Below are 24607 nucleotides of genomic sequence, written 5' to 3' on the forward strand. Positions count from 1 at the left end.
GGACACCCTCGTTTTTCCGCTCTCTTCGCATCCAACCATGCCCGGCCGGACGCCCGCTCATTACCCATGGGTTACCCCGGCAGGACAGGGGTCAGACCGCCCCTGGCCAGAACCCTGGCGAGCGATTCCACGACCTGGGGCTGGTAATCACGGCCGGTCCCGAGCCTGAGCTGCTCCAGTGCGCCGAGCGGCCCGCTGAGACCTTCCCCGCACAGGTCGTCGTATGCGTTGACCGCCCTGACGATCCTGGCGGAGAGCGGCTGCTCGCGGTAGGGGTCCGCCTGCTGCTCCACGACGACGGCGACCTGGGTGTCCACCCCGGTCTGGCGGACCACCGCACCACCCAGCAGGGCGATCCGGCGCTGCTCGGCGGCCGGCAGGGAGGCGGTCGCCCCGTCCGGCACCGGGTCGACGAGCGAGAGCTGGCCGATGTCGTGCATCAGCGCCGCGTACTCCAGGACGGTGAGCTCAGGCCCGGAGAGGCCCATCTCACGTCCGACGGCCGTGCAGAGGACCGCCACCCTGCGGGCGTGACCGTGCGGGGTGTACCCGGCGATCTCGGTGGACCGGGCGAGCGAGGCGATGGTCTGCCGGTACGTCGTGCGCACGGCGGCGAACCGGCGGAAGGACACCTGGGCGAGCAGGAGCGGTACGCACAGGACGGGCAGCGCCCACAGCCCGGCGACGGCGACCCCGAGCGCCATCACGGCACCGGTCGCACAGACCGCCGACCCGATGCCCCGCAGCGCCCGCAGCTCGTCGCGGAGCAGCGGCCCGTACGGGACGGGGGCGACGCCGGCCGCCCGGAGGCTGCGGGGCAGCGTGCGGGCCCGCAGCAGCAGGGCGCCCAGCACGGCGTCGCACAGGGCGGTGAGCCCGAGCAGCACGAGCAGGAAGGCCGCGTAGTACGGGCCGTCGCCGAACCAGCTCTCGGACCGGCCGGAGTTGTACAGCGGCTGGAAACAGACCGCCGCGAAGGCCACGGTCAGGATGCGACGGGCCACCTGGTCGGGGCCCGGCCCGCTGCCGCGGGCGACATGGGGCACGGAGGCGACGAGCTGCGCAGCGACGAGCACGGCGAGCACCTGGAGCACCCCGTGGCTCGTGTGCTCCCCGCCGCTGCGCCCGAGCAGGGCGTACGCGAGTGCCCCGGCGGCACCGAGCGGCGCGGGCTCCCGCTCGCCCGGCTGCGCGCCCCAGCGCGCCAGCTCACCGATGGTGATGAGCACCCCGAAGGCCAGGGCGTGACCGGGTTCGTGGACGCCGTCCCAGAGGGTGTGCCCGAGCGCGGCGCCGGCCAGTGCCAGTGCGGCGCCGCGCACGGCCAGGACGACGGGCGGCAGCCGTACCCACCGCGGGCTCACCGGGGCAGGTCCGAATCGAGCCCGTCCGGCGGTTGAGGCAGAAGCGGCTTCCGCCGGGCCCCGGCTCCCTGGCCCCGAGCCCCGCCCCGCTGCGGCGGGAACCGCACGTCGTCCGCAGTCACGGCCCCCGACCACCCGTGCCGTTCCAGGCCTCGCGCCAGGGCCCGCACCATCTGCGGGTCGAACTGGGTGCCCGCACACCGCTTGAGCTCCTCCACGGCGACGGGCACCGGGCGGCCCGGACGGTAGGAGCGGGTCGAGGTCATCGCGTCGAACGCGTCGGCGACGGCGACGACCCGGGCGAACTCGGGGATCCGGCGACCGGTCAGCCCGTACGGGTACCCGCTGCCGTCGAGCCGCTCGTGATGGTGCAGGATCGCGGCCCGTGCCTCTCCGAGGAACCCGATGCCGCGCACGATCTCGTGCCCGTACTCCGGGTGCAGTTCGATCACCCGGCGTTCCTCCGGCGTCAGCGGCCCCTCCTTGCGCAGCACCCTCGTCGGCACCCCGAGCTTGCCGACGTCGTGCAGGATCCCGGCGAACCGGAGCACCTCGATGCGCTCCTTCGCCATGCCCAGCTCCTGCGCGATCAGTACCGACGCGTGGCCCACCCGCTCGCTGTGCCCCCGGGTGTAGGTGTCCTTGATGTCGACGGCCTGCACCAGGGCCCTGATCGTGGCGCGGTGCGCGGCGTGCTCGCGGTGGTACTGGGCGAAGACCCAGCAGGAGATGTACATCGGCAGCAGGACGAAGAGCGCGGCCAGCGGGCCGTACGAGCTGGTCCACAGGACCGCCATCATCAGCCCGGCGAGACCGTGCACCAGGTGCGGCCCCAGCGAGCGCGGCAGCAGCCCGCTCCAGGCTCGCCGCAGGGGCAGCTGCTCCGCCACGGCGAGGATGCTCCCGTCCAGGGCGGTCAGCACGAGGCTGAAGACCAGCGCGGCGGCGCAGGCGGGCAGCAGCGCGTACGGAAAGTCGGGGAGGCTGCCGGGCCCGGGGCCGCCGAGCGCGGCGGGACCACCGAGCAGGGTGTGCGCCGAGGAGGCCGCCCAGACGGTGACGGGCAGCAGGCCGGCCCGCCAGATCCGGCGGGCGGCGGCGGGCGGCTTGTCCACCCGGCCGACGAGCGAGCCCGGGATCGCGACCAGCGCGGCTGCCGGGGGAGGCAGCAGGAAGGCCGCGGCGAGCAGCAGGGGAAAGAACGATCCGGCACTGATCGGCACGGAACTGCCGAAGAAGGGACAGCGGCCGGGAAGTTCGCAGACGAGATAGAGCCCGGCGAGCAGCCCGAGGGTGGCCCACGGGGTGCCCGCGCCGGGGCGCAGCGCGGGCAGGACACACAGGGCGGCGCCGAGCGCGACGGCCAGGATGTACGCCCGCGCCGCGCCACGTGTGGCTCTCACCCGTTCCGCCCGCCCCCCAGCATCGCCAATGGAGGCGCCAGGCTAGCGAGTTGGGCGTCCCGGCTGAGTGCCGACGACCGCGATTAGCACGTTCGGGTGATGCGTCATTCGTTGGCGGCGGCCGGCAGCCCGGTGTCGGAGACCGTGACGTCCTGTTCCGGTACCGCCTGCCCGGACCGGATCAGGTCGATCCGGCCCATCACCTTCGAGCGCAGGTCGGCCGGCACGTCGTCCTGACCGCAGCAGCGCTTGACCAGCTTCTTCACGGCCTGCTCCAGGCCGTACTTCTCCAGGCAGGGGGAGCACTCGCCGAAGTGCACCTCGAACTTGGTGCAGTCGCTGTCGGGCATCTCCCGGTCGAGGAACTCGTAGAGGTGATCGAGGACCTCAGCGCACTCCGTCTCGTGCGGCTCTCCGCAGCTCATGAGCCCGAGCCTTTCCGATCGTCCGACTCACCGGCGCCCGCCGGGACGAGCCCGCGGTCACGGGCGTAGTCCTCCAGCATGCCGCGCAGTTGACGGCGGCCCCGGTGCAGCCGGGACATCACCGTACCGATGGGAGTCCCCATGATGTCCGCGATCTCCTTGTAGGCAAAGCCCTCTACATCGGCAAGATAGACCGCGATGCGGAACTCTTCGGGGATCGCCTGCAGCGCAGACTTCACATCGGAGTCGGGCAGGTGGTCGAGGGCCTGGGACTCGGCGGAGCGCAGACCGGTCGACATGTGCGACTCGGCTCGGGCCAGCTGCCAGTCCTCGATCTCCTCGGCCGCACTGCGCTGGGGTTCGCGCTGCTTCTTGCGGTACGAGTTGATGAAGGTGTTGGTGAGGATGCGGTACATCCACGCCTTGAGGTTGGTGCCCTCACGGAACTGATGGAAGGAGCCGTACGCCTTCGCATACGTCTCCTGGACCAGGTCCTCGGCGTCCGCGGGGTTGCGCGTCATGCGCAGCGCGGCCGAGTACATCTGGTCGAGGAAACCGAGGGCATCGCGCTCGAAGCGCGCGTTGCGCTCGGCGGTCGTCTCCTGCGGGCGGCCGTCGTCGGTCCCTGTGTCGGTCCCAGTGACCGGACCCACCTCCTCCAACGCTGTGGCGGAGCCGAAACCGGACCCGCTCGAATCGGAGAATAGTCGACCTTGGTCCGACGCGGGCTGTCGATCCGATCCGCTCAGTGCCCGCTCGGGAGTGGTCTTGGCCGCATGCAACACCGTCCACTCCAGGTCAGCGGCGTTCGAGCGACGCGGGCAGATGGTCGAACCCATGCGACGGACTCCCTCTCCACATACGACGTTGGTGTACCGACGTCCCGAACAACAGCGGTCCCTCGCCCCGCATTCCCGGGGCGTGCGTCACACGATTCCGGCCAGCCAGCCGGTCACGGATGTGGTGAGGATCTCCATCGCCTGATCCTCGGTCAGCCCGGACCGCTTGGGGACGGCGAAGCCGTGGTCCCCGTGCGGCACCTCGGCCATCCGATACTCCCCCGGAGGGAATTCGGCGGGCTTGCCGAACGGGTCGTTGCCGCCCTGGACGACGAGCGTGGGAAGACCGGAGGCCAGGAGTTCGTCCGCGCGGGACTTCTCCGGGCGGCCCGGTGGGTGCAGCGGGAAACTGAGCGCGAGGACCGCACGGGCACCGAGCCCGGCCGCCGTGCGGCAGGCCACCCTGGCCCCCGCACTGCGCCCGCCGGCGACGACCGGGAGTCCCGGGGCCGCCAGGGCGGGCCACAGACCGCGCCAGCCGGTGTCCAGGGTCTTCGGGGCGGGCGCGAGCTTCTTCCCGGCGACCCGCCAGGGCTGCTCCACCAGAGCGACGCTCACCCCGTGCCCGGGCAGCGCGGCGGCCAGGGCCCTCAGATCGCGGGCCTCGATGCCGCCGCCGGCACCGTGTCCGAGCGCGAGGAGGAGGCGGGGTTCCGCCGCGGACACCCAGGCGATCCGGGCGGTGCCGGTGTCGGTGTCGACCGTTTCGGTGCGGGGGTCTGTCTCGGTGGTTTTCACACCCCCATCCAACCAACCCGGGGCGGGCCGTCCGAGGTCCGGCGCGTCCCTCAGAAGAGCGTGCTCACCTCGGGTGCGGCCAGCTCGTCGAGCAGCTCGGGACCGTTGTTGCGGACGTTGCTGACGGCGGTGGCCACCGGGTAGGCCCGCATCAGCCCGCCGGGCGGGGGCGCGAGCAGTCCGCGCAGCTCCTCGACGTCGGTGCGGGAGGGGTCCAGCCAGTCGTCCCAGCGGTCCGGGGTCAGCATCAGAGGCATCCGGGGGTGGATGTCGGCGAGCGCGGACGGGCCCTCGGCGGGGGCCACGGCGAGCGGGCTCGTCTCCGCCTCGGTCGTGATCACCGAGCACGTCACCCACCAGGCCTGGGGATGGTCGTCCGGCAGGGTCCGGTCGCGCCAGAACTCGTACAGCCCGGCCATGGCGAAGACCGAACCGTCGGCGGGCGTCACGAAGTACGGCTGCTTGCGGGGGCGCTTCTTTCGGCCCTTCTCCTCCAGCTGCCGCTCCTCGGTGCCGGTCACCCACTCGTAATAGCCGTCGGCCGGCAGGATGCAGCGCCGGGAGACGAAGGGGCGCCGGAAGGACGGCTTCTCATGGATGGTCTCGGCGCGGGCGTTGATCATCCGGGCGCCGCCCTCCGGGGATTTGGCCCATGAGGGGACGAGCCCCCATTTCAGGGCGCGGAGCTGGCGAACCGGACGCTGGTCGTCGGCGTCCTTCACAGGACGTTCCAGTACGGCGTAGACCTCCTTGGTCGGCGCCACGTTGTAATCGGGTTCCAGCGTCTCGGCCGGTTCCCACTTCTCCACCTGGAAGAGTCCGGTCAGATCCTCGGGCCGCCGACTCGCTGCATACCGTCCGCACATAGGTGCCAGACTGCCACGACCGTCATCCCGAACGGACGCCAATACCGCAAGGAGCCGCCCACGCCATGGACAGCACCGATCTCGGCAATCTGTGGGACCGCGTCTTCGGCACCCAGCCCGCCCCCGAGCAGTGGCTGGTGGTGGTGACCGCCACGGCCGCGCTGATCGCCGTCGTACCGAACTTCATATGGCGGCTGTCCCGCAACGCGATCACCATCGCCCACGAGGGCGGCCACGGCCTGATCGCCCTGCTCACGGGGCGGCAGCTCTCGGGCATCCGGCTGCACTCGGACACCAGCGGGCTGACGGTGAGCCGGGGCAAGCCGACCGGGATCGGCATGGTCCTGACCGCGGCGGCCGGCTACACCGCTCCGCCGCTGCTCGGTCTGGGCGGTGCCTGGCTGCTGGTGAACGGCCGGATCACGCTCCTGCTGTGGCTGGCCACGGCACTGCTCGCGGTGATGCTGGTGATGATCCGCAATGTGTACGGGGCGCTCACGGTCATCCTCACCGGGTCGCTGTTCCTGCTGATGTCATGGCTGGCCTCACCCGCCTGGCAGTCACTGTTCGCCTACAGCGCGGTCTGGTTCCTGCTGCTGGGCGGTGTGCGTCCGGCGTTCGAGCTGCAGTCCAAGCGACGGCACGGCGGGGCGCCGGACTCGGACGCGGACCAGTTGTCCCGGCTGACGGACGTGCCGGCCGCGCTGTGGCTGTTCCTGTTCCACGCCGTGTCGCTCTGCTCGCTCATCGGCGGCGGGCGCTGGCTGCTGGGGCTGTGAGGCGGGCCCTGCGACGCCACGCCCCATGTACCGGACGCTCTAAAGTGACCTCATGACCGAAAGTTCCGTGCACCCCGCCCTCTGGCCCGCCCCTCACGCGAGCGGAGCCGTCGACGCCACTGTCACGGTGCCCGGATCGAAATCGGTCACCAACCGCGCGCTGGTGCTCGCCGCCCTCTCCTCGGAGCCCGGCTGGCTGCGCCGCCCGCTGCGCTCCCGCGACACCCTGCTGATGGCCGAGGCGCTGCGCGCGATGGGCGTCGGCATCGAGGAGACGGTGTCCTCCAGCTCGTCCGTCGCCGGCGGTCCGGACGGCTCGGGCGAGGCCTGGCGGGTCATCCCGGCCGGCCTGCACGGCCCGGTCACCGTCGACGTCGGCAACGCCGGCACGGTCATGCGCTTCCTGCCTCCCGTGGCGACCCTGGCGAACGGGCCGGTCCGTTTCGACGGCGACCCCCGTTCCTACGAGCGCCCGCTGACCGGCGTGATCGACGCCCTGCGCGTACTCGGCGCCCGGATCGACGACGACGGCCGCGGCTCGCTGCCGATGACCGTGCACGGCGGCGGCGCGCTGGACGGCGGTCCCGTGGCGATCGACGCCTCCTCTTCCTCCCAGTTCGTCTCGGCCCTGCTGCTGTCGGCGCCGCGCTTCAACCAGGGCGTGGAGGTACGTCACACCGGCGCCCTGCTCCCCTCGATGCCGCACATCCGGATGACCGTCGACATGCTGCGGGCCGTCGGGGCCCAGGTGGACGAGCCGGAGACGGGCGGCGAGCCGAACGTCTGGCGGGTCTCCCCCTCGGCCCTGCTGGGCCGCGATCTGACCGTGGAGCCCGACCTGTCCAACGCCCAGCCGTTCCTGGCCGCGGCGCTGGTCACCGGCGGCCGGGTCACCATTCCGGACTGGCCGGTGCGCACCACACAGCCCGGTGACGCGCTGCGCGAGATCTTCACCGCCATGGGCGGCAGCTGCGAACTGACCGAGCACGGTCTCACCTTCACCGGCTCGGGCCGGATCCACGGCATCGACGTCGACCTCGGCGAGGTGGGCGAGCTCACCCCGGGCATCGCGGCTGTCGCGGCCCTGGCCGACTCCCCCTCCACCCTGAGCGGCGTCGCCCACCTGCGGCTGCACGAGACGGACCGGCTGGCCGCGCTCACCAAGGAGATCAACGAGCTGGGCGGCGACGTCACCGAGACCGCCGACGGCCTCCACATCCGGCCCAGGCCGCTGCACGGCGGTACCTTCCATACGTACGACGACCACCGGATGGCCACCGCGGGGTCGATCATCGGCCTTGCCGTCCCCGGAGTGGAGATCGAGAACGTGGCGACGACCGCCAAGACCCTGCCCGACTTCCCGCAGATGTGGACCGGAATGCTCGGGGCCTGAGACATGCGCCGCTACGGCAAGAACCCCGACGAGGACGACATCCGGGTCCGCCCCAACCGCAAGGGCAACCGGCCTCGTACGCACATCCGGCCCAAGCACGAGGACGCCGAGGAGGGCATGGTCCTCACCGTGGACCGCGGCCGCCTCACCTGCCTCGTGGAGGGCCGTACGGTCATCGCGATGAAGGCCCGTGAGCTGGGCCGCAAGGCAGCGGTGGTGGGCGACACCGTCTCCATCGTCGGCGATCTCTCGGGCGACAAGGACACCCTCGCCCGGATCGTGCGGATCGGTGAGCGCCGTTCGGTGCTGCGCCGGACGGCGGACGACGACGACCCGTTCGAGCGGGTGGTGGTGGCCAACGCCGACCAGCTGGCGATCGTCACGGCGCTGGCCGATCCGGAACCCCGTCCGCGCATGATCGACCGCTGTCTGGTCGCGGCTTACGACGGCGGGCTCTCCCCCCTCCTGGTGCTGACCAAGTCCGATCTGGCCTCGCCCGACAAGCTGCTGGAGGCGTACACCCCGCTGGGGGTCCCGTTCATCGTCACCAGCCGCGAGGAACTGGAGAACGGAGATGCCGCCGACCGGGTCCGCGAGCAGCTGAACGACCGGGTCACCGCCTTCGTCGGGCACTCGGGTGTCGGCAAGACCACCCTGGTCAACGCCCTCGTCCCGAAGGACAGGCGGCGCACCACCGGGGTCGTCAACGCGGTCACCGGCCGTGGCCGGCACACCACCACATCGGCGCTGGCCCTCCCGCTGCCGGACTACCGGGGCTGGGTGATCGACACCCCAGGGGTGCGTTCCTTCGGCCTGAACCACATCGACCCGTCCCGGGTCATCAACGCCTTCCCCGACCTCCAGCCCGGCACCGAGGAGTGCCCGCGCGGCTGCACCCACGACAGTCAGCAACCGGAATGCGCGCTGGACGCCTGGGTGGCCGGGGGTCACGCCGATCCGGCACGTCTGGACTCGCTGCGGCGGCTGCTGTCCACCAGGGAACGGCGCGAAGGCGACTGACCGCCGGAGCCCCGGCGCCCGCCCCCGCTGCTCCCCACGGCCGGACCGCGGGGCCCGGGGGCCGGCACCGGGGTTCAACGCGAAGACGACTGCCCCGCCACGTTTGCGATCACCCGTCACCGGTAAGTGCATAATCACACCCAGCGGTACAAGGCGGTCACCTACGCGGGAGGGGCACTGACGATGGCGTGGCTGCTGGTCGTGGTCGCGGGACTTCTGGAGACCGGCTTCGCGGTCTGCCTCAAGCTGTCGCACGGCTTCAGCCGGCTCTGGCCGACCATCGCCTTCTGCATCTTCGCCCTCGGCAGTTTCGGTCTGCTGACCCTCTCCCTGAAGAAGCTCGACGTCGGTCCCGCCTACGCGGTGTGGACCGGCATCGGTGCGGCGGGCACCGCGATCTACGGCATGGTCTTCCTGGACGACGTGGTCTCCACGCTCAAGCTGGTCTCGATCTCGCTGGTGATCCTCGGCGTGATCGGTCTCCAGCTCTCCGGCTCGTCCCACTGACGGCCCTCACCGCCGCACTCGGGCAGCCGCGTCCGGCAGCCGGCCCACGACCTCCCGCATCAGTTGCGCCCCGTCCCCCGCCACGTCCGCGGACGGCGGCACCAGCGCGTAGGACAGGGCGAGGCGCAGGGCGAGTTCGCAGATCACGGCCAGGGCCGCCCGGTCGTGCGGCGTACGCCCGTCGTCCAGAGCGGCCACCGCCCGGTCCCTGACCTGCCCGAGGAAGGCGGCGGGGGACGGCGTCCCGGCGTCGGCCCGGCGCTGGGCCGGGACGGCGGAGGCGGAACGTCGCACCGGTGCGGGCGGCTGCGGTAACCGCTCGCCCCAGCAGCCCGTGAGCAACCCTCGGATCAGGGCGCTCCCCCGGGTGGCGCGGACCGTCCAGGCGGCTGTGGCGGCCAGTCTGTCGCCCGTTCCGCCGACGGATCCCAGCGCTCGTTCGACACCTGCCAGATAGCTGTCGGCGGCGCGGCGGACCAGGGCCCGGGCCAGTCCGTCCTTGCTGCCGAACTCGTTGTAGAGCGTCTGGCGGGACACCCCGGCGGCCGCGGCCACGTCGACCATCCGCACGGCGGGCCAGGGCCGGGCGGCCAGCGCCGCGTGGGCGGCGTCCAGCAGTGCTTCCCGCGCTGTCGGCATCGTCGCCTCCCACACCGAGGGCTCTGCGTTTCAGAGTTGAGGCGCTCATCCGCACTGTCAAGGGTTCAAGCGGCCCGCGGGGCCCTGTGGCTCCGTTCACCCGCGGTGGATACTGTGACGGCATGCCCGATTACCACGATGATCTGCGCCTCGCCCACGTGCTTGCGGACGCCGCCGACGCGACGACGATGGACCGGTTCAAGGCTCTGGACCTCAAGGTCGAGACCAAGCCGGACATGACGCCGGTGAGCGAGGCCGACAAGGCCGCCGAGGAGCTGATCCGCGGCCACCTCCATCGGGCACGGCCGCGCGACGCGATCCTGGGCGAGGAGTACGGGATCGAGGGCACGGGTCCGCGCCGCTGGGTGATCGACCCGATCGACGGCACCAAGAACTACGTGCGCGGCGTGCCGGTCTGGGCCACGCTGATCTCCCTGATGGAAGCCGGCGAGGACGGCTTCCAGCCGGTGGTCGGTGTGGTGTCCGCGCCGGCGCTGCAGCGGCGCTGGTGGGCGGCGAAGGGCGCGGGTGCGTTCTCCGGCCGCAGTCTGACCTCCGCGACCCGGCTGAGCGTCTCGAAGGTGGAGCGCATCGCGGACGCCTCGTTCGCGTACTCCTCGCTGACCGGCTGGGAGGAGCAGGGCCGCCTGGACGGCTTCATGGACCTGACCCGGGCCTGCTGGCGCACCCGCGGTTACGGGGACTTCTGGCCGTACATGATGGTCGCCGAGGGTTCGGTCGACATCTCCGCCGAGCCGGAGCTCTCGCTCTGGGACATGGCCGCGAACGCGATCATCGTCCAGGAGGCGGGGGGCCGGTTCACCAGCCTGGACGGGGTCGACGGACCGGGCGGCGGGAACGCGGCGGCCTCCAACGGGACGCTCCACCACGAGCTTCTGGGTTATCTGAACCAGCGCTACTGACCGAGGCGCGCCGGGCCGCACGGCCCTGAGCAGGCGTACGGGACCGACGAGGGGCGTGCTGCACCACCGCACGCCCCTCGAGCGATCTTCGCTCCCCCTTGTTGTCCCCCCATTTCGGTGCAACTCTGAGAGTCCCCCCACTTGTGAACTTGTGAATCGGCTCACGCAGTCGCTTCACGAAGGAGGTGGCTCCCTTCATGCTCGTCCGCGACGCCATGAGCACGATGGTCCTCACCATCGGCCCGACCCACACCCTCCGCCAGGCCGCCCGGCTGATGTCGGCGCGCCGGATCGGAGCAGCCGTAGTCCACGACCCGGACACCTGCGGGCTCGGCATCATCACCGAGCGCGACATCCTCAACGCGGTGGGAGCGGGGCAGGATCCCGACGTGGAGACCGCCTCCACCCACACGACGACCGATGTGGTCTTCGCCGCACCCACCTGGACCCTGGAGGAGGCCGCCGAGGCCATGACGCACGGCGGCTTCCGGCACCTGATCGTGCTGGACGACGACGGGCCGGTCGGCATCGTCTCGGTGCGTGACATCATCCGCTGCTGGACACCGGCCAGGCGTCAACCGGTGGAGCTGGTCGGCTGAGGCGCCGGACACACGGCCGGCCGGCCCCCGCGCACGGGAGCCGGCCGGTCTTCCGACGGAGAACTACGAGCGCAGGGCCTGGACGGCCGCGTCCAGGCGCTTGCCGAAGTCGCCGTCGGCCTGGCGGAAGTTGTTGATCGCGCGCTCGGCGATGTCGTCGCGCGAGACCTTCGCGATGAACCCGGCGAGGTTGTCGATCAGCCGGCTCTTCTCGTCCTCGGAGTACAGCCGGTAGAGGTTCCCTGCCTGCACGAAGTCGTCGTCCTCGGCGTGCCTCGGCGCCTCGTGGGTCCCGGTGCCACCCGTGACCTGGGTGGGCTCCCACAGGGGCCGGTCGGTCTGGGCCGGCCCGCCGAAGCTGTTCGGCTCGTAGTTCTTCGCGCCCTTGTGGCGGCCGTCGTACAGAGCCCCGTCGCGGCTGTTGGTGCGGGCCTCGGTGGCGTGCGGACGGTTCACCGGCAGGTGATCGGCGTTGATGCCGACGCGGTAGCGGTGCGCGTCGCCGTACGCGAAGAGACGGCCCTGGAGCATCTTGTCCGGGGAGGGGCCGATGCCGGGCACGAAGTGCGCGGGGCTGAAGACCGACTGCTCGGTCTCGGCGAAGACGTTCTCCGGATTCCGGTTGAGCTCCAGCTTGCCGATCTCGATCGGCGGGTAGTCCGCGTGCGGCCACACCTTGGTGAGGTCGAACGGGTTGAACCGGTACGTGGCCGCCTCGGCCTCCGGCATGATCTGGACCTGCACGGTCCAGGACGGGAAGTCGCCGCGCTCGATGGACTCGCGCAGGTCGCGCTGGTGGCTGTCCGGGTCCTCACCGGCGAGCTTGTTGGCCTCGGCCTGGGTGAGGTTCCTGATGCCCTGGTCGGTCTTGAAGTGGTACTTGACCCAGAAGACCTCGCCGGCCTCGTTGTTCCACTGGTAGGTGTGCGAGCCGAACCCGTTCATGTGGCGCAGCGTGGCGGGGATTCCCCGGTCACCGAAGAGCCAGGTCACCTGGTGGGTGGACTCGGGCGAGAGGCTCCAGAAGTCCCAGACGTTGTCCGCCTCCTGGGAGCCGGTGTACGGGTCGCGCTTCTGGGTGTGGATGAAGTCGGGAAACTTGATGGCGTCCTTGATGAAGAACACCGGGGTGTTGTTTCCGACGAGGTCGTAGTTGCCGTCCTCGGTGTAGAACTTCAGCGCGAAACCGCGGGGGTCACGCACCGCGTCGGCGGAGCCGAGGTTGCCGGCGACGGTGGAGAAGCGCAGGAAGGTCTCGGTCTGCTTGCCGACCTCGGAGAGGAACTTCGCCCGCGTCCACTGCGAGACGTCGCGGGTCAGCGTGAACGTGCCGTACGCCCCGGCACCGCGGGCGTGCACGACGCGCTCCGGAATGCGCTCACGGTTGAAGTGCGCGAGCTTCTCCAGCAGTGACTGGTCCTGCACCAGGACCGGACCGCCGACGCCCGCGGTCTGACTGTTCTGGTTGTCGGCGACCGGTGCTCCGGCCTCCGTGGTGAGCGGTCCCTGTGTCACGTGCGCCTCCTGCGTCGTTCCTGCGCGTACGTCACGCCGTCGTGCCTGCGTGGCGAGCACAGCCTGTCCTGCCCTATGTCGTAACCGATCCTACAATGGACTAAGTCCAAGTCAAGGTGGCATCCAAAGCCACACCCGTTCAGGACCTGGCTCCGCCACTGTTAGGCTTGGGCCATGAGTGACCTGCTGGAACGACTCCGTGGACGCGGCTGGCGCATGACCGCACAGCGGCGCGTCGTGGCCGAGGTCCTGGACGGGGAGCACGTGCACCTGACGGCCGACGAGGTCCACGCACGGGCCGTCGCCAAGCTGCCCGAGATCTCCCGCGCCACCGTGTACAACACACTGGGCGAGATGGTGACGCTCGGCGAGGTCATCGAGGTCTCCACCGATCGCCGGGCCAAGCGCTACGACCCGAACGCACACCGCCCCCACCACCACCTGGTCTGCGCGAAGTGCGGCGCCATCCGAGACGTTCACCCGGCAGGCGACCCGCTCGCGGACCTGCCGGCCGGCGAGCGCTTCGGCTTCATGATCTCCGGCGTCGAGATGACGTACCGGGGCATCTGCCCGAACTGCGCGACGGCCGCCTGACCTCTGCACCCCCTCCGCCCTCACCGGACATTCCGGTGAGGGCGCCGTCGGCATGTCCCGAACCATCCGCCCGGCCGCTCCCTCCGTCCGCGCACACCCCCTTCCCCAATCTGACGGGTCGTCATATCGTCATCGGCGATCACAGCCGCCCCCGCGACGGCTGTGCACCTCGATGTGCACGAGGAGAGACCCGTGGGAGACCCGCACCCGAACCCACCCCAGGCAACCGCGCCATCCGTCGCCGCGCCCAAACTCCGGGCCCACGCCCTGTCCCGCTCCTTCGGGCGCGGCACCCGGGCACTCGCCGCGCTCGGCCCCGTCGATCTCACCATCGCGCCGGGCGAGTTCACCTGCATCGTCGGACCCTCCGGCTGTGGCAAGTCCACCCTGCTGAGGATCGCTGCCGGACTCCTGCGCCCCAGCGCGGGTGAACTGTCCATCCGTACGTCGTCGCCCCGCCCTGCCGCGATGATCTTCCAGGACTACGGGATCCACGACTGGAAGACCGTCCTGGCCAACGTCCGCTTCGGTCTCGACATCCAGCGCGTGCCCCGCCGTGAGGCCGATGCCAGGGCGCGCGACTGGCTGGCCCGGCTGGGGCTCGCCGAGTTCGCCGGCGCCTATCCCGCCGAGCTCTCGGGCGGCATGCGCCAGCGGGTGGCCATCGCCCGCGCGCTCGCCGTCGAGCCCGAGATCCTGCTGATGGACGAGCCCTTCGCGGCGCTCGACGCCCAACTGCGCACGATCCTGCAGGACGAACTGCTCGACCTCACCCAGACCACCCTCACCACCACCCTGTTCATCACCCACAGCCTGGAAGAGGCGATCGTGCTCGGGGACCGGGTCCTCGTGATGTCCGCCCGTCCGGGCCGGGTCATTGCCGAGCACCGCCCGCCGTTCGCCCGGCCGCGCACCGGCGACATCCGTTCCACACCCGAGTTCACCGCGCTGAAGAGCGAGTTGTGGGAACTGCTGCGCGGCGAGGTCCACCGAGAGGCGGCGCAGGTATGAGCACGGCCGTACGGTCCACGACCTCCGGCGAACAGGTCCTGGTCCGCAGACCGGGGCCGCAGGAACTCCATCCCGTACGCACCCACCGCAGGCGCCGCACCCTGGAGATCGCGCTCGCCGTCGCCGTACCGCTGGCCCTGGTCCTGGTCTGGCAGCTCGCCGCCGCCAGGTCCTGGATCGACGAGCGCGTCTACCCCGCGCCCTCCACCATCCTCGCGGACGGCTGGGACCGTGCGGCCGACGGCGATCTGTGGCCGGACGTGTGGGCCACGCTCAAGCGGGTCCTGGGCGGCTATGCGATCGGTACGGTCGCGGGCTATGCCCTCGGGCTGCTGATGGGTTGGCTCGCGCTCGTCCGGGCCGCGCTGGAACCGCTGCTCGACGCCCTCTACGTCGTGCCGAAACTGGCGCTGCTGCCGGTCTTCCTCAATATGTTCGGCCTCGGCGAGGGACCGCAGATCGCACTGGTCGCCACCACCGTCTTCTTCTTCGTCTGGATCTCGACGATGGCGGCCGTGCTCGCCGTCCCGTCCGGTCACCGGGACGCGGGGCAGGTGTTCGGCGCCTCGCCCTGGCAGATGTTCCGGCACGTCCTGCTGCCCGCCTCGCTGCCCGCGGTCCTGGTCGGTGCGCGGATCGCGGCGGGGGTGGCCGTGCTGGTCATCGTCGCCTCGGAGCAGATCGCCGCAGCCGACGGGCTGGGACACCTGATCTTCGACTCCCGCGCCCTGTTCCAAAACGACGTGATGTTCGTCGGCATCGTCTGCGTCGCGGTGCTCGGCGTCGTCTTCTCCGAGGTGGTGCGGATCGCGGGCCGGCTGCTCACCCCCTGGGCCCCGCGCGACCGCGGCCGCAGTCAGTCGTGAACCGCTCCACCCGCTCCCTGTACGGAGGCACTGTGCGTACACGTACCCCTTTCACCTGCACCGTTGTGCTCGTGGCCGCGTCCCTGCTCGGTGCGGCAGGCTGCGCTGGGAACGACTCGTCGGACGGCGCCGACGCCGCTGACGCCGCGCCCCGCACCGTCAAGCCCGTCGCCGGCTGCGGGGCCGGCGCCTGGACCGACCCCTCGGACCTCGCACCCGGCCGCAAGCCCGCCCGCTGCGACAAGGGCGCACCGGCCCCCCAGCCGCTCGCGAAGAAGCGGAAGATCACCGTTGCCACCGGCACCCTGAGCGCCGAGTACGTCGCTCCGCTCCAGATCGCGGTCGCCAGGGGCGAGTTCGAGAAGGAGGGCCTCGATGTCTCCCTGAAGGTGCTGCCCACCCCGGACGCCCTGCCCCTGCTCGCCAAGGGCGACGTCGACGCGCAGTGGGCAGCGCCCGAGGCCGCGGTGATGAACGGCATCAACGGCGGCTTCGCCATCAAGTGGGTGGCGGGCAACTTCTCCCCCGACCCGAGCTCCAAGAGCGGCCTGTGGGTGCGTCTCAAGGACGGCGAGAGCGCCGATCACGTGGACATGGCGGGGCGGAAACTCGGCACGATGATCGGCAAGGGCTCGGTGATCGCGTATCCGATGGACACGTCACTGAAGAAGCACGGCGGCGGCCTGGACAGGATCAGCTTCCAGCAGCTCGGCTCAGCGGACGTGCTCACCGCCCTGCAGAACGGCGGTGTGGACTCCGCCTGGCTGCTCGACCCGATCTGGCGGAAGGTGGACGGCGACGAGAAGTACGCCTTCCTCGGCGGTCAGCCGGTCGGCGAGCCGCTCGGCGGGCTCCTCTTCGGCCCGACGCTGCTGAACGAGGACCCGGACGCGGGCGTCGCCTTCCTGCGGGCCTACATCCGGACCGTGAATACCTACTTCGCCGGCGACTACAAATCCGACCCTGCCTTCGTCGCCGAACTGGCCGGACTGATGAAGACCGACGAAGCAACCCTGCGGTCGACACCCTCGATGCGGATGGACTGGGAGATCCGCAGGGGCACGACGGACCGGCTCCAGAAGGCGTATGCCGACTCGGGCGTCTCTACGGGCTCGCCGGTACCGGAGGAGAAGGCGGTGGACCGCGCGATGTACGGCGAGGCCGTGGGCCACAGGCCCTGAGCCGTCAGGAGGGCCCGGGCATGCACAGAGGGCCGGATCCCCGAAAGGATCCGGCCCTCTGTCTTCAGTAGCGGGGACAGGATTTGAACCTGCGACCTCTGGGTTATGAGCCCAGCGAGCTACCGAGCTGCTCCACCCCGCGTCGTTGTGATCCCCACAGTACGTCACGCCCTGGACCAGCGCAAATCCCTTTCCACGGGCCCGTGGGGCAGGCCCGACGGCCTCTGTTCCCGGCCCTGCGGGAGTGCCCGTGGGGCCGGCCCGGGGGCCTTTTGCGCCAGGCGCCCACAGGCCCCGGCGACCGCTGGTCCAGGCCGGCGGGAGGGCCTCTGCTCGAGGCCTCCTGCCGGGGCCCCGGGGCCTTCGCTACGCGGTCAGTTCCTGGTGCAGTGCCTCGCGCAGCCGCCCGGCACGCTCCGCGACCTCCGCCGGCCCCAGCTCGACGGCCCGCGCGCACCACCGCTGCCCCTCGGTGAGCTCGCCGCGGCGCGCGGCCAGCAGGGCGAGGCGCAGCGCGGCCCGTCCGTGCCCGTCACCGGCGGCGCGGGTCCACCACAGCGCGGCCTCACGCTCGCTGCCCTCGCGGGCGAGCAGCAGTCCGAGGTTGAAGGCCCCGTTGCGGCTGCCCGACTCGGCCGCCTCCCGGTACCAGCGGGCGGCGCTCTCCACGTCCCCCCGGGCCGCGGCGAGCATGCCTACGCGGACCTGGGCGCGGCGGTGCCCCTGTTCGGCGGCTCGCTCGTACCACTCCTCGCACTCGGTCTTGTCCGGCATGGCTTCGCCGAGCGCGGGAGGCCCGGGCGGCGGCTGCCGCGCGTCCAGCAGCCCGGCCAGCCGGAAGGCCGCCTCCGCGCTGCCGCCACCCGCGGCACAGCGCAGATGCCGTTCGGCCTCGCGCTCCTGACCGTGGTGCAGCAGCGCCATGCCGACCTGGAGTGCGGCCTCGGTGTGGCCGGCCGCCGCGGCACGCTCGTACCAGAGCAGCGCCGTACGGTCCTCGTCGCGCCCGGCGTGCAGGATGCCGAGGTTGAAGGCCGCGTCGACGCTGCCGGCCTCGGCCGCCTTGGAGAACCAGGGCTCCGCGCCGGTCGCGTCGCCCGCCTGGAGCAGGAGCACGGCCAGGGCGTTGGCGGCCTCGCGGTGGCCCGCGTAGGCGGCGCGCCGGTACCACTGCTCGGCCTGTGGCGTACGGTCCTGGGCGGCGCAGAGCAGCCCGAGGTTGTACGCGCCGTTGACGTCGCCCGCGTCCATCGCCGCGCGGTACCAGCGCTCGGCGGTCTGCTGCTCGCCCCGGGCGGCGTGCAGCGCGCCGAGCGCGTTGGCGGCGTTGCCGTCGCCGTCCTGGGCGGCACGCAGCCACCACACGGCGGCGCTCTCCTGGTCGCCCGCGTCGCGCAGCAGGAAGCCGAGCGCGCAGGCGGCCCGCGCCTCCCCGGCCTTGGCGGAGATGAGGTACCAGCGGCCCGCCTCCTTGAGCTCGCCGCGCTGCTCGAGGATGGCTCCGAGGTGGAGGGCGGCACGGCGGTGTCCGCGCGCCGCGGACTGCCGGTACCACTGCTCGGCCTCGCTCATGCGTCCCGCGTCGGGGCCCGCGACCGGGCTGTCGCGCTTGCGCACGGCGGCCCCGCGCGCTCCGGCGCCCTTCTCGGACTCGGGTCCGGTACGAGGACCCAGGCCGGGGCGGACGAACGCGTCGTGCGCGTCGTCCGTCGCGTTGCGCTCCAGCATGCGTGCCAGCCGGTACGCCGCCTCGCGGTGTCCCTGCTCGGCGGCGGCGCGCAACCAGCGCTCCGCGCCCACATCGCTGCGGTGTTCCAGCAGGTCGGCCAGGGCGTACGCCCCCAGAGCGTGGCCCTGCTCGGCGGACTGGCGCAGCCAGTACTCGGCCCCGGGCTCGTCACCGCGCTCGCGGTAGTGGCGCCCGAGAGCGTGCGCCGCCGCGGCGGAACCGGCGACGGCGGCGATCCGCCACCAGCCGGCCGCCTCGTCCGCATAGCCGCGCTGGTGCAGGAGGACGCCCAGGTTGTTGGCCGCCGCGCGGTCGCCGTCGGCGGTGGCTCCGCGCAGGTAGGCCTCGGCCCCGCTCAGGTCGCCCCTGCGCAGCAGCAGCGCACCGAGCACGCTCATCGACTCGGTGTCCCCGGCATCGGCGGCGCGGCGGTGGCGTGCCTCGTTCTCGGCGTTGTCCGCGCTCGCCGCGGTCTCCGCACTCTCGGCGTTCTCCACGCCGTCGGCGGTCTCTGCGGTCTCTGCACTGTCGACGGTCGCGGCACACTCCGCAGTCTCGGCGGTATCGATGTGGTCGTTGTACTGCGCGGCGGCAGCAGCAAATGCCACATCCGCCACTTTTTCCGCCGGATGGACGCGCTGTCGCACAAACCGCCCTGTCTCCAACAGAGTTGCCCTGTCCCCCATAAATACCATCGTCGCACCACCTACAACCCACGCACACCTGGAATATCGCGGCGAGCGAGGTCACTTCAGCGTTTTGTCGACATGCCCACAGGGAGACAAGTCAAACACGCTCGTGCCCAACTCGTGCCCCGCGAACCGCACTTCACGCAGACTGCACAGAAAAGTCACCACGACATGACGAAGGCCCGGATCCCCTGGAGGATCCGGGCCTTCGTCTTTCAGTAGCGGGGACAGGATTTGAACCTGCGACCTCTGGGTTATGAGCCCAGCGAGCTACCGAGCTGCTCCACCCCGCGTCGTTGTGTTCAAACCGTACCACGACGCGCGGGTGGAGCTTTACCGAGTTACTCAGCCGCCGCTGTCGGCACTCGCCGACGCAGCCGGTTTCTTCGATTCATCCGTCGCACTCGGGCTGCCGGCCTTGGGCTGGGCTGCGGCTGCCCGCTCCAGCGCGTCCTGCAGATCCTCCTGGGCCTTGCCGTAGGCGGTCCAGTCCTGCTCCTTCAGGGCCGTCTCGCCTGCCGTGTAGGCCTTCTGCGCGTCGGCGATCGCCTTCTTCAGCGCGGCATCACCGGTGGCCGGCGGTTCCGTCGTGTCGCCCGGTGGTCGCGTCGTATCGGCCGGTGGCTCGGTCGTATCGGAACCCTCGACCCCGAAGACCGCGTTGAGCGCCTCTCCGAGGCTGTTCTCGAAGACGATCTTCGATCCGTACGAGGCGGCGACCTTGCGCAGCAGTGGATAGTTCTGCGTGCCGCCGCGCGTGTACACCGGCTCGATGTAGAGGAAGCCCCCTTCGAGCGGGACCGTGAGCAGGTTGCCGTACTCGATGTCGGAGTCGGTGCCCTTGAGGTTTCTCACGAACTCGGCGACGTCGTCGTTGCCGTTGAGCTCACTCTGTACCTGGCCCGGGCCCTTCACCGTGGTGGTGACTCTCAGCAGCCTTATCGTGCCGTAGTCCTTGCTGGCCGCGTCGGCGTCCACCGCCATGAACGCCCCCAGGTCGGGTCGTCCCTTGGGTGTGAAGGTCGTCGTCAGCGAGAACTTCTGCGCCGCCTGATCCGGCATCTTTATGCTCAGGTAGTACGGCGGCACGGCACCGGACTCCTGGTTGGTCGGATCGTCCGGGACCTGCCACGCGTCACTGCCGCTGTAGAACTGCGCGGGGCTCGTGACGTGGTAGCGGGTGAGCAGTTCGCGCTGCACCTTGAACAGGTCCTGCGGGTAGCGCAGGTGGTCCATGAGGTCCTGCGGAATGTCCGTCTTGGACTTCACGGTCCCGGGGAACGCCTTGCGCCAGGTCTTGAGGACCGGGTCCTCGGTGTCCCACTCGTAGAGCGTGACCTTGCCGTCGTACGCGTCGACGGTGGCCTTCACCGAGTTGCGGATGTAGTTGACCTGGTTCTGCTGGGCGACGACCGCGCGCTGGTTGGTGGTCAGCGAGTCGGCCGTGGTGTCACCGAGCGTCGTACGCGAGGCGTACGGGTAGCCGTTGGTCGTGGTGTACGCGTCGACCACCCACTGGATGCGGTGGTTCACCACGGCCGGGTAGGCGTCGCCGTCGATGGTCAGCCAAGGGGCCACCGCCTCGACGCGCTCCTTGGGCGTGCGGTTGTAGAGAATCCGCGAACCGTCCCCGATGGCTCCCGAATACAGGATCTGCGGCTCGCTGAACGCCACCGCGTAGGCGGCGCGGTTGAAGGCGTTGGAGAGGCTGACCCCGCTCTTGCCCTTGTAACTGGTGGTCTTCTCGCCGTCCTCCTCGTAGTCGAGCTCCTTCTGGGGCCCGCCGACGATGGAGTACTGCTCGGTCTTCTCGCCGTAGTAGATCTCCTGCTTGTACTCGCCCAGCTCGCCGGTGGTCGGCAGGCCGGACTCGGTGAAGTCGGGAGATCCCTTCGGGTTCTTACCGGTGGTGGTGCCCCGGGCCGCGATCGCGCCGTAGCCGTGGGTGTAGGTGAAGTGGTCGTTGATCCAGTTGCGCTTGGGGATGCCCTGGAGGTTGAGCTCGCGCAGACCGATGACCGTGTCCTGCTCCTTGCCGGCCTCGTCCTTGTAGCGGTCGACGTCCAGCGTCTTGGGGAACTGGTAGTAGTTCCTCTTCTGCTGGAGCTGCTGGAAGGCCGGGGAGACGACGTTGGGGTCCATCACCCGGTAGCTGGCCGCGGCGTCCGCGCTGGCGCGGAGCTTCGCTTCGTCCTCCGTGGTCGACTTGCCCGAGTAGTCGGTGACCTTCGCGTCATCGATGTCGTAGGCGTCGCGCGTGGCCTTGATGTTCTTCTGAATGAACGGGGCTTCCTTGGCCTGCTCGTTCGGCTGGACCTGGAACTTCTGCACGATCGCCGGGTAGAGCCCGCCGATCAGGATCGCGGAGAGGACCATCAGCCCGAATCCGATCACCGGGAGCTGCCAGGTGCGGCGCCAGAGCGTCGCGAAGAACAACACGGCGCAGATCGCGGCGATGCAGAACAGGATGGTCTTCGCCGGCAGATAGGCGTTGGCGTCGACGTACCGCAGGCCCGTCCAGTTGTCCGTCGCCTTGAAGTCGCTCGACTTCACGGCCAGCCCGTAGCGGTCGAGCCAGTACGCCACGGCCTTCAGCGCGACGAAGATGCCCAGCAGCACCGAGAGATGGCCGGTGGCCGCCCCGGTCGCCCGCGCGCCGGGGCTGGTGATGCGCAGCCCGCCGTACAGGTAATGGGTCAGCGCGGCGGCGATCAGCGAGAGCACCGTCGCCGCGAAGCCGAAGCCCAGCAGGAAGCGGTACCACGGCAGGTCGAAGGCGTAGAAGGAGACGTCCAGGTGGAACTGGGGGTCCTTCTGGCCGAACGACACCCCGTTCACATACATCAGCCAGGTACGCCACTGGCCGGAGGCGGACGCACCGGCGATCAGGCCGACGAGCGCGGTGATCGCGAGCAGCACCCACTTCTTGTACGGGGCGAGACTCATCCGGTAGCGGTCCAGGCTCTGCTGCTCCAGGGACATCGCGCTCAGCGGCGGCCGGAGCCGGTGCGCGAGCCAGATGTTCACACCGATGGCGATGGCCATCAGCAGTCCGAAGACGAGGAACAGCCCGATCTTGGTCCACAGGGTGGTGGTGAAGACGGATGAATACGCGACCGACCTGTACCAGAGCCAGTCCGTCCAGAACCCCGCGAACATGACGAACGCCATGGCGAGGATCGCCAGGACGCCCAGTGTCATGAGCAGGGTTCGGGCGCGCCGGGACGGGCGGCCGACTCTGATCCGTGGCCCGGTCGGGCCTCCGCCGCGGTCCGGCATCTGGAAAGCCAACGTGCGCACCTCGAAGTTCGCGGTCGTGTGGAGCGGGCCCAGCGATCGTAGAGCCCACCTATGCAACTTACTGAGGCTTTACCTAGTTCCCGTTCCGGGGGCGGAAGGAGGCAGGATGTTGTCCATGCCCAACGTTTCCCCCTCAGGCCCTCCGATGGCCGCGAGCCCGCTCACTGTCGCCGTGCTCGAGATCGACGAGTACATCTCCGGTCTCGGCTGGGACCAGCCCGCCCGGCTCTTCGCCCTTGTCGACACCGCACGGCTGCGTGTCCAGGAGCCCGGACTCGCCGCTCAGCTCGGCCTCGACGACGACTCGAAGCCCGCCGCACTCACCCCTATCGAGCAGGAGGAGCTTCCCGCCGGTACCGCACTGGACGAGTTCCTCGCCACGATCGCCTGGCCCGACGCCGTCGTCGGGTGCGCGATGACGGTCGAGCGGCTGATGCTGCCGCCGTCCGCGGAGGCCTCAGTACCGGAAGGTCTCGACGACGCCCAGCTGACCAAGTGGGTCGCCAGGCACCCCGACCGGCAGGAGGTGCGGATGACCGTGGCCGTCCTGCGTGACGGTGCCCGCGAGTCGGCCGTGCGCCTGCGGGAGAAGGACTCGCCGAACGACGTGCGGACCGGCGCCGGTCTGGTGCCGGGGCTGGCCGAGGCGCTGGCCGCGACCTTCGAGTCCTGACCCTGCCTCCCACACCGACGTGGGGATGCGGTCAGCCTGCCGAGCAGCTCGGCAGACCGGCCGCGTCCCCGTTGCGGATCTTCTCCAGCGACTCCTTGGCGTCGTCGATGGTCTTGACCTTGACCAGCGTGAGCCCGTCCGGGGTGTCGGAGGCGGCCGACTCGCAGTTCTCGCCAGGGGTCAGGAAGTAGCGTGCGCCGGCGTTGCGCGCGCCGACGAGCTTCATGTTGATCCCGCCGATCGGTCCGACCTTGCCCTTGTCGTCGATCGTGCCCGTGCCCGCGATGAACTTGCCGCCCGTCAGCTGCCCCGGGGTCAGTTTGTCGACGATGCCGAGGGAGAACATCAGACCGGCGCTCGGACCGCCCACGTCGGCGAGCTTGATGTCGATCTCGAACGGGAAGGTGTGGTCCGTTCCCGCTTGGATGCCGACGATCGCCCGGTTCTCCTTGGGGGCCTTCTCGGTGGTGATGGTGATCTTCTCGCTGCCCACGGGCTCCTTGCCGGCCTTCTCGGCCGCCGCCGCGGTCTTGGCCGGGATGATCGTGAACGTGACGTCCTGGCCGGGCTCGTGCCGGGTGACCAGCTTCGCCACGTCGTCGGGCTGCTCCACCGCGGTGCCGTCGACGGCCTTGATCACGTCGCCCGCGTGAAGCCTGCCCTGTGAGGGGCTGTCCTTGAGGACCGTGGAGACGACGACCCGTGAGGACACCGGGATCCCCAGCTCGGTGAGGGCCGCGACCTTGGCGCTCTCCTGGGACTGGCTGAACTCCTCGGCGTTCTCCTGCGTCGACTGCTCCTCGGTCTTTCCGTCCGGGTAGAGCGTGTCGTGCGGGACGACCACGCTGTCGTGGCCCAGCCATCCGTAGACGGCCTCGACGAGGTTCATGTTGTAGTCGGCGCCGGTGACCCTGACCGTCGTCATGTTGAGATTGCCGGAGGTCTCGTACGTCTTGTGTCCGGTGATCTGCAGGACGGGCTCGCCGTCGACCTTGCCGAGTGTGTTCACGGTCGGCCCGGGGGACATCTCCGAGTACGGCACTTTGATCAGCACGCCTGCGCAGAGCAGCGCGATCAGGATCAGGGTGGAGGCGAGCATCGTCGCGGTGCGGCGTGGCATGGAACGACAGTACGGGAAGGGCCCGTCAGTGCACCGTCGGGGCCGGTCCGTACGAGGGCCGTGGCCGGGCGTGGCGAGGACGCCGGGCGAGGGAGCCGGGGGTTGACGGGCTGCGGATTGGCGACTGCGTACGACCGGTCTGGTGTCAGACGTTCGATATCTGCTCGACCGGCTCGGAAGCGGAGTGTGAGCGCTCCATCGCTTCACGGAACCGGGCATAGCCGGCGAGCTCGGTGACGTCCCCGGTCGTGCGATTACGGGCGGCCCAGCTTCCCCATATCGCAGCACCGAACGCAGCGAAAAGTGGAATCAACAACCAGGCGAGTGCTGCCATGACGACCTCCCTGCCCCATGAGCGACCGCAACTGAACGATCAGCAGATTAACCATCTGCAGAACCAACGCTCATGGCAGGGGTGTGGTTACGCAAATCGG

General features: G+C 70.5%; 23 protein-coding genes and 2 tRNA genes. 11 read left to right on the top strand and 14 right to left on the bottom strand.

All coding sequences use genetic code 11. The features are described 5' to 3' along the window. Positions 1 to 71: 71 nt before the first annotated feature. The 6 genes from ABZ434_RS20650 to ABZ434_RS20675 form a co-directional block, all read right to left on the bottom strand. The gene (locus ABZ434_RS20650) at positions 72 to 1364 is read right to left on the bottom strand and encodes a metal-dependent phosphohydrolase (protein WP_359138638.1); all 1293 of its coding nucleotides are present in this window, start codon (positions 1362 to 1364) and stop codon (positions 72 to 74) included. Next, entirely contained in the window at positions 1361 to 2767 is a 1407-nt protein-coding gene (locus ABZ434_RS20655; RefSeq protein WP_359138641.1) for an HD-GYP domain-containing protein, read from the bottom strand. The genes ABZ434_RS20650 and ABZ434_RS20655 overlap by 4 nt, the downstream gene beginning before the upstream one ends. A gap of 104 nt (positions 2768 to 2871) precedes the next feature. Continuing rightward, positions 2872 to 3192: a mycothiol system anti-sigma-R factor gene (gene rsrA, locus ABZ434_RS20660; RefSeq protein ID WP_359138644.1), complete on the bottom strand. Its 321-nt coding sequence runs from the start codon at positions 3190 to 3192 to the stop codon at positions 2872 to 2874. Then, on the bottom strand, positions 3189 to 3845 hold the full coding sequence (locus ABZ434_RS20665) for a sigma-70 family RNA polymerase sigma factor (RefSeq protein WP_018105559.1): 657 nt from the start codon (positions 3843 to 3845) through the stop codon (positions 3189 to 3191). Before ABZ434_RS20665 ends, rsrA begins: the two co-directional genes overlap by 4 nt. A 273-nt stretch (positions 3846 to 4118) precedes the next feature. Further along, positions 4119 to 4769 (bottom strand): alpha/beta family hydrolase, encoded by a 651-nt coding sequence (locus tag ABZ434_RS20670; protein ID WP_359138647.1) that lies wholly within the window; start codon positions 4767 to 4769, stop codon positions 4119 to 4121. Positions 4770 to 4819: 50 nt separating this feature from the next. Further along, positions 4820 to 5635 carry an SOS response-associated peptidase gene (locus ABZ434_RS20675; protein WP_359138650.1) on the bottom strand — a complete coding sequence of 272 codons (816 nt, stop codon included), beginning with the start codon at positions 5633 to 5635 and terminating at the stop codon, positions 4820 to 4822. Positions 5636 to 5700: 65 nt separating this feature from the next. Between ABZ434_RS20675 and ABZ434_RS20680 the strand changes: the two genes are divergently transcribed. The 4 genes from ABZ434_RS20680 to ABZ434_RS20695 all read left to right on the top strand — a co-directional run bounded on the left by ABZ434_RS20680 (position 5701) and on the right by ABZ434_RS20695 (position 9334). Then, complete coding sequence (locus ABZ434_RS20680) at positions 5701 to 6414, top strand: M50 family metallopeptidase (protein ID WP_359138653.1); 714 nt, start codon at positions 5701 to 5703, stop codon at positions 6412 to 6414. A gap of 52 nt (positions 6415 to 6466) precedes the next feature. After that, a complete protein-coding gene (gene aroA, locus ABZ434_RS20685) occupies positions 6467 to 7807 on the top strand; it encodes a 3-phosphoshikimate 1-carboxyvinyltransferase (RefSeq protein WP_359138656.1) in 1341 nt (446 codons plus the stop codon). Positions 7808 to 7810: 3 nt separating this feature from the next. Beyond that, complete coding sequence (rsgA, locus tag ABZ434_RS20690) at positions 7811 to 8827, top strand: ribosome small subunit-dependent GTPase A (RefSeq protein WP_359138659.1); 1017 nt, start codon at positions 7811 to 7813, stop codon at positions 8825 to 8827. Between the two features lie 183 nt (positions 8828 to 9010). Continuing rightward, positions 9011 to 9334, top strand: a complete 324-nt coding sequence (locus tag ABZ434_RS20695; protein ID WP_359138885.1) for a multidrug efflux SMR transporter — start codon at positions 9011 to 9013, stop codon at positions 9332 to 9334. A 6-nt stretch (positions 9335 to 9340) separates the two neighbouring features. Here ABZ434_RS20695 and ABZ434_RS20700 read toward each other — a convergent pair whose 3' ends face one another. Next, a complete protein-coding gene (locus ABZ434_RS20700; protein WP_359138662.1) occupies positions 9341 to 9973 on the bottom strand; it encodes a helix-turn-helix domain-containing protein in 633 nt (210 codons plus the stop codon). Between the two features lie 122 nt (positions 9974 to 10095). On the opposite strand from ABZ434_RS20700, the gene hisN reads away from it, so the two are divergent. Next, complete coding sequence (gene hisN / locus ABZ434_RS20705; RefSeq protein WP_359138665.1) at positions 10096 to 10896, top strand: histidinol-phosphatase; 801 nt, start codon at positions 10096 to 10098, stop codon at positions 10894 to 10896. Between the two features lie 197 nt (positions 10897 to 11093). Next, a complete protein-coding gene (locus ABZ434_RS20710; protein ID WP_359138668.1) occupies positions 11094 to 11495 on the top strand; it encodes a CBS domain-containing protein in 402 nt (133 codons plus the stop codon). 63 nt (positions 11496 to 11558) lie between these two features. On the opposite strand, the gene ABZ434_RS20715 is transcribed toward ABZ434_RS20710, so the two are convergent. After that, entirely contained in the window at positions 11559 to 13010 is a 1452-nt protein-coding gene (locus tag ABZ434_RS20715) for a catalase (protein ID WP_359138671.1), read from the bottom strand. A 174-nt stretch (positions 13011 to 13184) separates the two neighbouring features. On the opposite strand from ABZ434_RS20715, the gene ABZ434_RS20720 reads away from it, so the two are divergent. The 4 genes from ABZ434_RS20720 to ABZ434_RS20735 all read left to right on the top strand — a co-directional run bounded on the left by ABZ434_RS20720 (position 13185) and on the right by ABZ434_RS20735 (position 16662). After that, positions 13185 to 13604 (top strand): Fur family transcriptional regulator, encoded by a 420-nt coding sequence (locus tag ABZ434_RS20720; RefSeq protein ID WP_359138673.1) that lies wholly within the window; start codon positions 13185 to 13187, stop codon positions 13602 to 13604. 192 nt (positions 13605 to 13796) lie between these two features. Next, positions 13797 to 14615 (top strand): ABC transporter ATP-binding protein, encoded by an 819-nt coding sequence (locus ABZ434_RS20725; RefSeq protein ID WP_359138675.1) that lies wholly within the window; start codon positions 13797 to 13799, stop codon positions 14613 to 14615. Further along, positions 14612 to 15481: an ABC transporter permease gene (locus tag ABZ434_RS20730; RefSeq protein ID WP_359138678.1), complete on the top strand. Its 870-nt coding sequence runs from the start codon at positions 14612 to 14614 to the stop codon at positions 15479 to 15481. Before ABZ434_RS20725 ends, ABZ434_RS20730 begins: the two co-directional genes overlap by 4 nt. 71 nt (positions 15482 to 15552) lie before the next feature. Beyond that, entirely contained in the window at positions 15553 to 16662 is a 1110-nt protein-coding gene (locus ABZ434_RS20735) for an ABC transporter substrate-binding protein (RefSeq protein ID WP_359138681.1), read from the top strand. 68 nt (positions 16663 to 16730) lie between these two features. On the opposite strand, the gene ABZ434_RS20740 is transcribed toward ABZ434_RS20735, so the two are convergent. From ABZ434_RS20740 to ABZ434_RS20755, 4 genes are all read right to left on the bottom strand, one after another. Beyond that, positions 16731 to 16804: transfer RNA gene (locus tag ABZ434_RS20740), tRNA-Met, on the bottom strand. Positions 16805 to 17028: 224 nt separating this feature from the next. Then, complete coding sequence (locus tag ABZ434_RS20745) at positions 17029 to 19086, bottom strand: sel1 repeat family protein (RefSeq protein WP_359138685.1); 2058 nt, start codon at positions 19084 to 19086, stop codon at positions 17029 to 17031. A 213-nt stretch (positions 19087 to 19299) separates the two neighbouring features. Next, positions 19300 to 19373 (bottom strand) — tRNA-Met (locus ABZ434_RS20750). 52 nt (positions 19374 to 19425) lie between these two features. Next, positions 19426 to 22359, bottom strand: a complete 2934-nt coding sequence (locus ABZ434_RS20755) for a UPF0182 family protein (protein WP_359138890.1) — start codon at positions 22357 to 22359, stop codon at positions 19426 to 19428. 127 nt (positions 22360 to 22486) lie between these two features. Here ABZ434_RS20755 and ABZ434_RS20760 point away from each other — a divergent pair, with 127 nt between their 5' ends. Next, the gene (locus tag ABZ434_RS20760) at positions 22487 to 23053 is read left to right on the top strand and encodes a PPA1309 family protein (RefSeq protein WP_359138688.1); all 567 of its coding nucleotides are present in this window, start codon (positions 22487 to 22489) and stop codon (positions 23051 to 23053) included. Positions 23054 to 23084: 31 nt separating this feature from the next. On the opposite strand, the gene ABZ434_RS20765 is transcribed toward ABZ434_RS20760, so the two are convergent. Continuing rightward, the gene (locus tag ABZ434_RS20765) at positions 23085 to 24173 is read right to left on the bottom strand and encodes a PDZ domain-containing protein (protein ID WP_359138690.1); all 1089 of its coding nucleotides are present in this window, start codon (positions 24171 to 24173) and stop codon (positions 23085 to 23087) included. A gap of 145 nt (positions 24174 to 24318) precedes the next feature. Then, on the bottom strand, positions 24319 to 24507 hold the full coding sequence (locus ABZ434_RS20770; RefSeq protein WP_328950384.1) for a hypothetical protein: 189 nt from the start codon (positions 24505 to 24507) through the stop codon (positions 24319 to 24321). Positions 24508 to 24607 lie beyond the last annotated feature (100 nt).

The organism is Streptomyces sp. NPDC005761 (assembly GCF_040630635.1).
GTDB lineage: Bacteria > Actinomycetota > Actinomycetes > Streptomycetales > Streptomycetaceae > Streptomyces.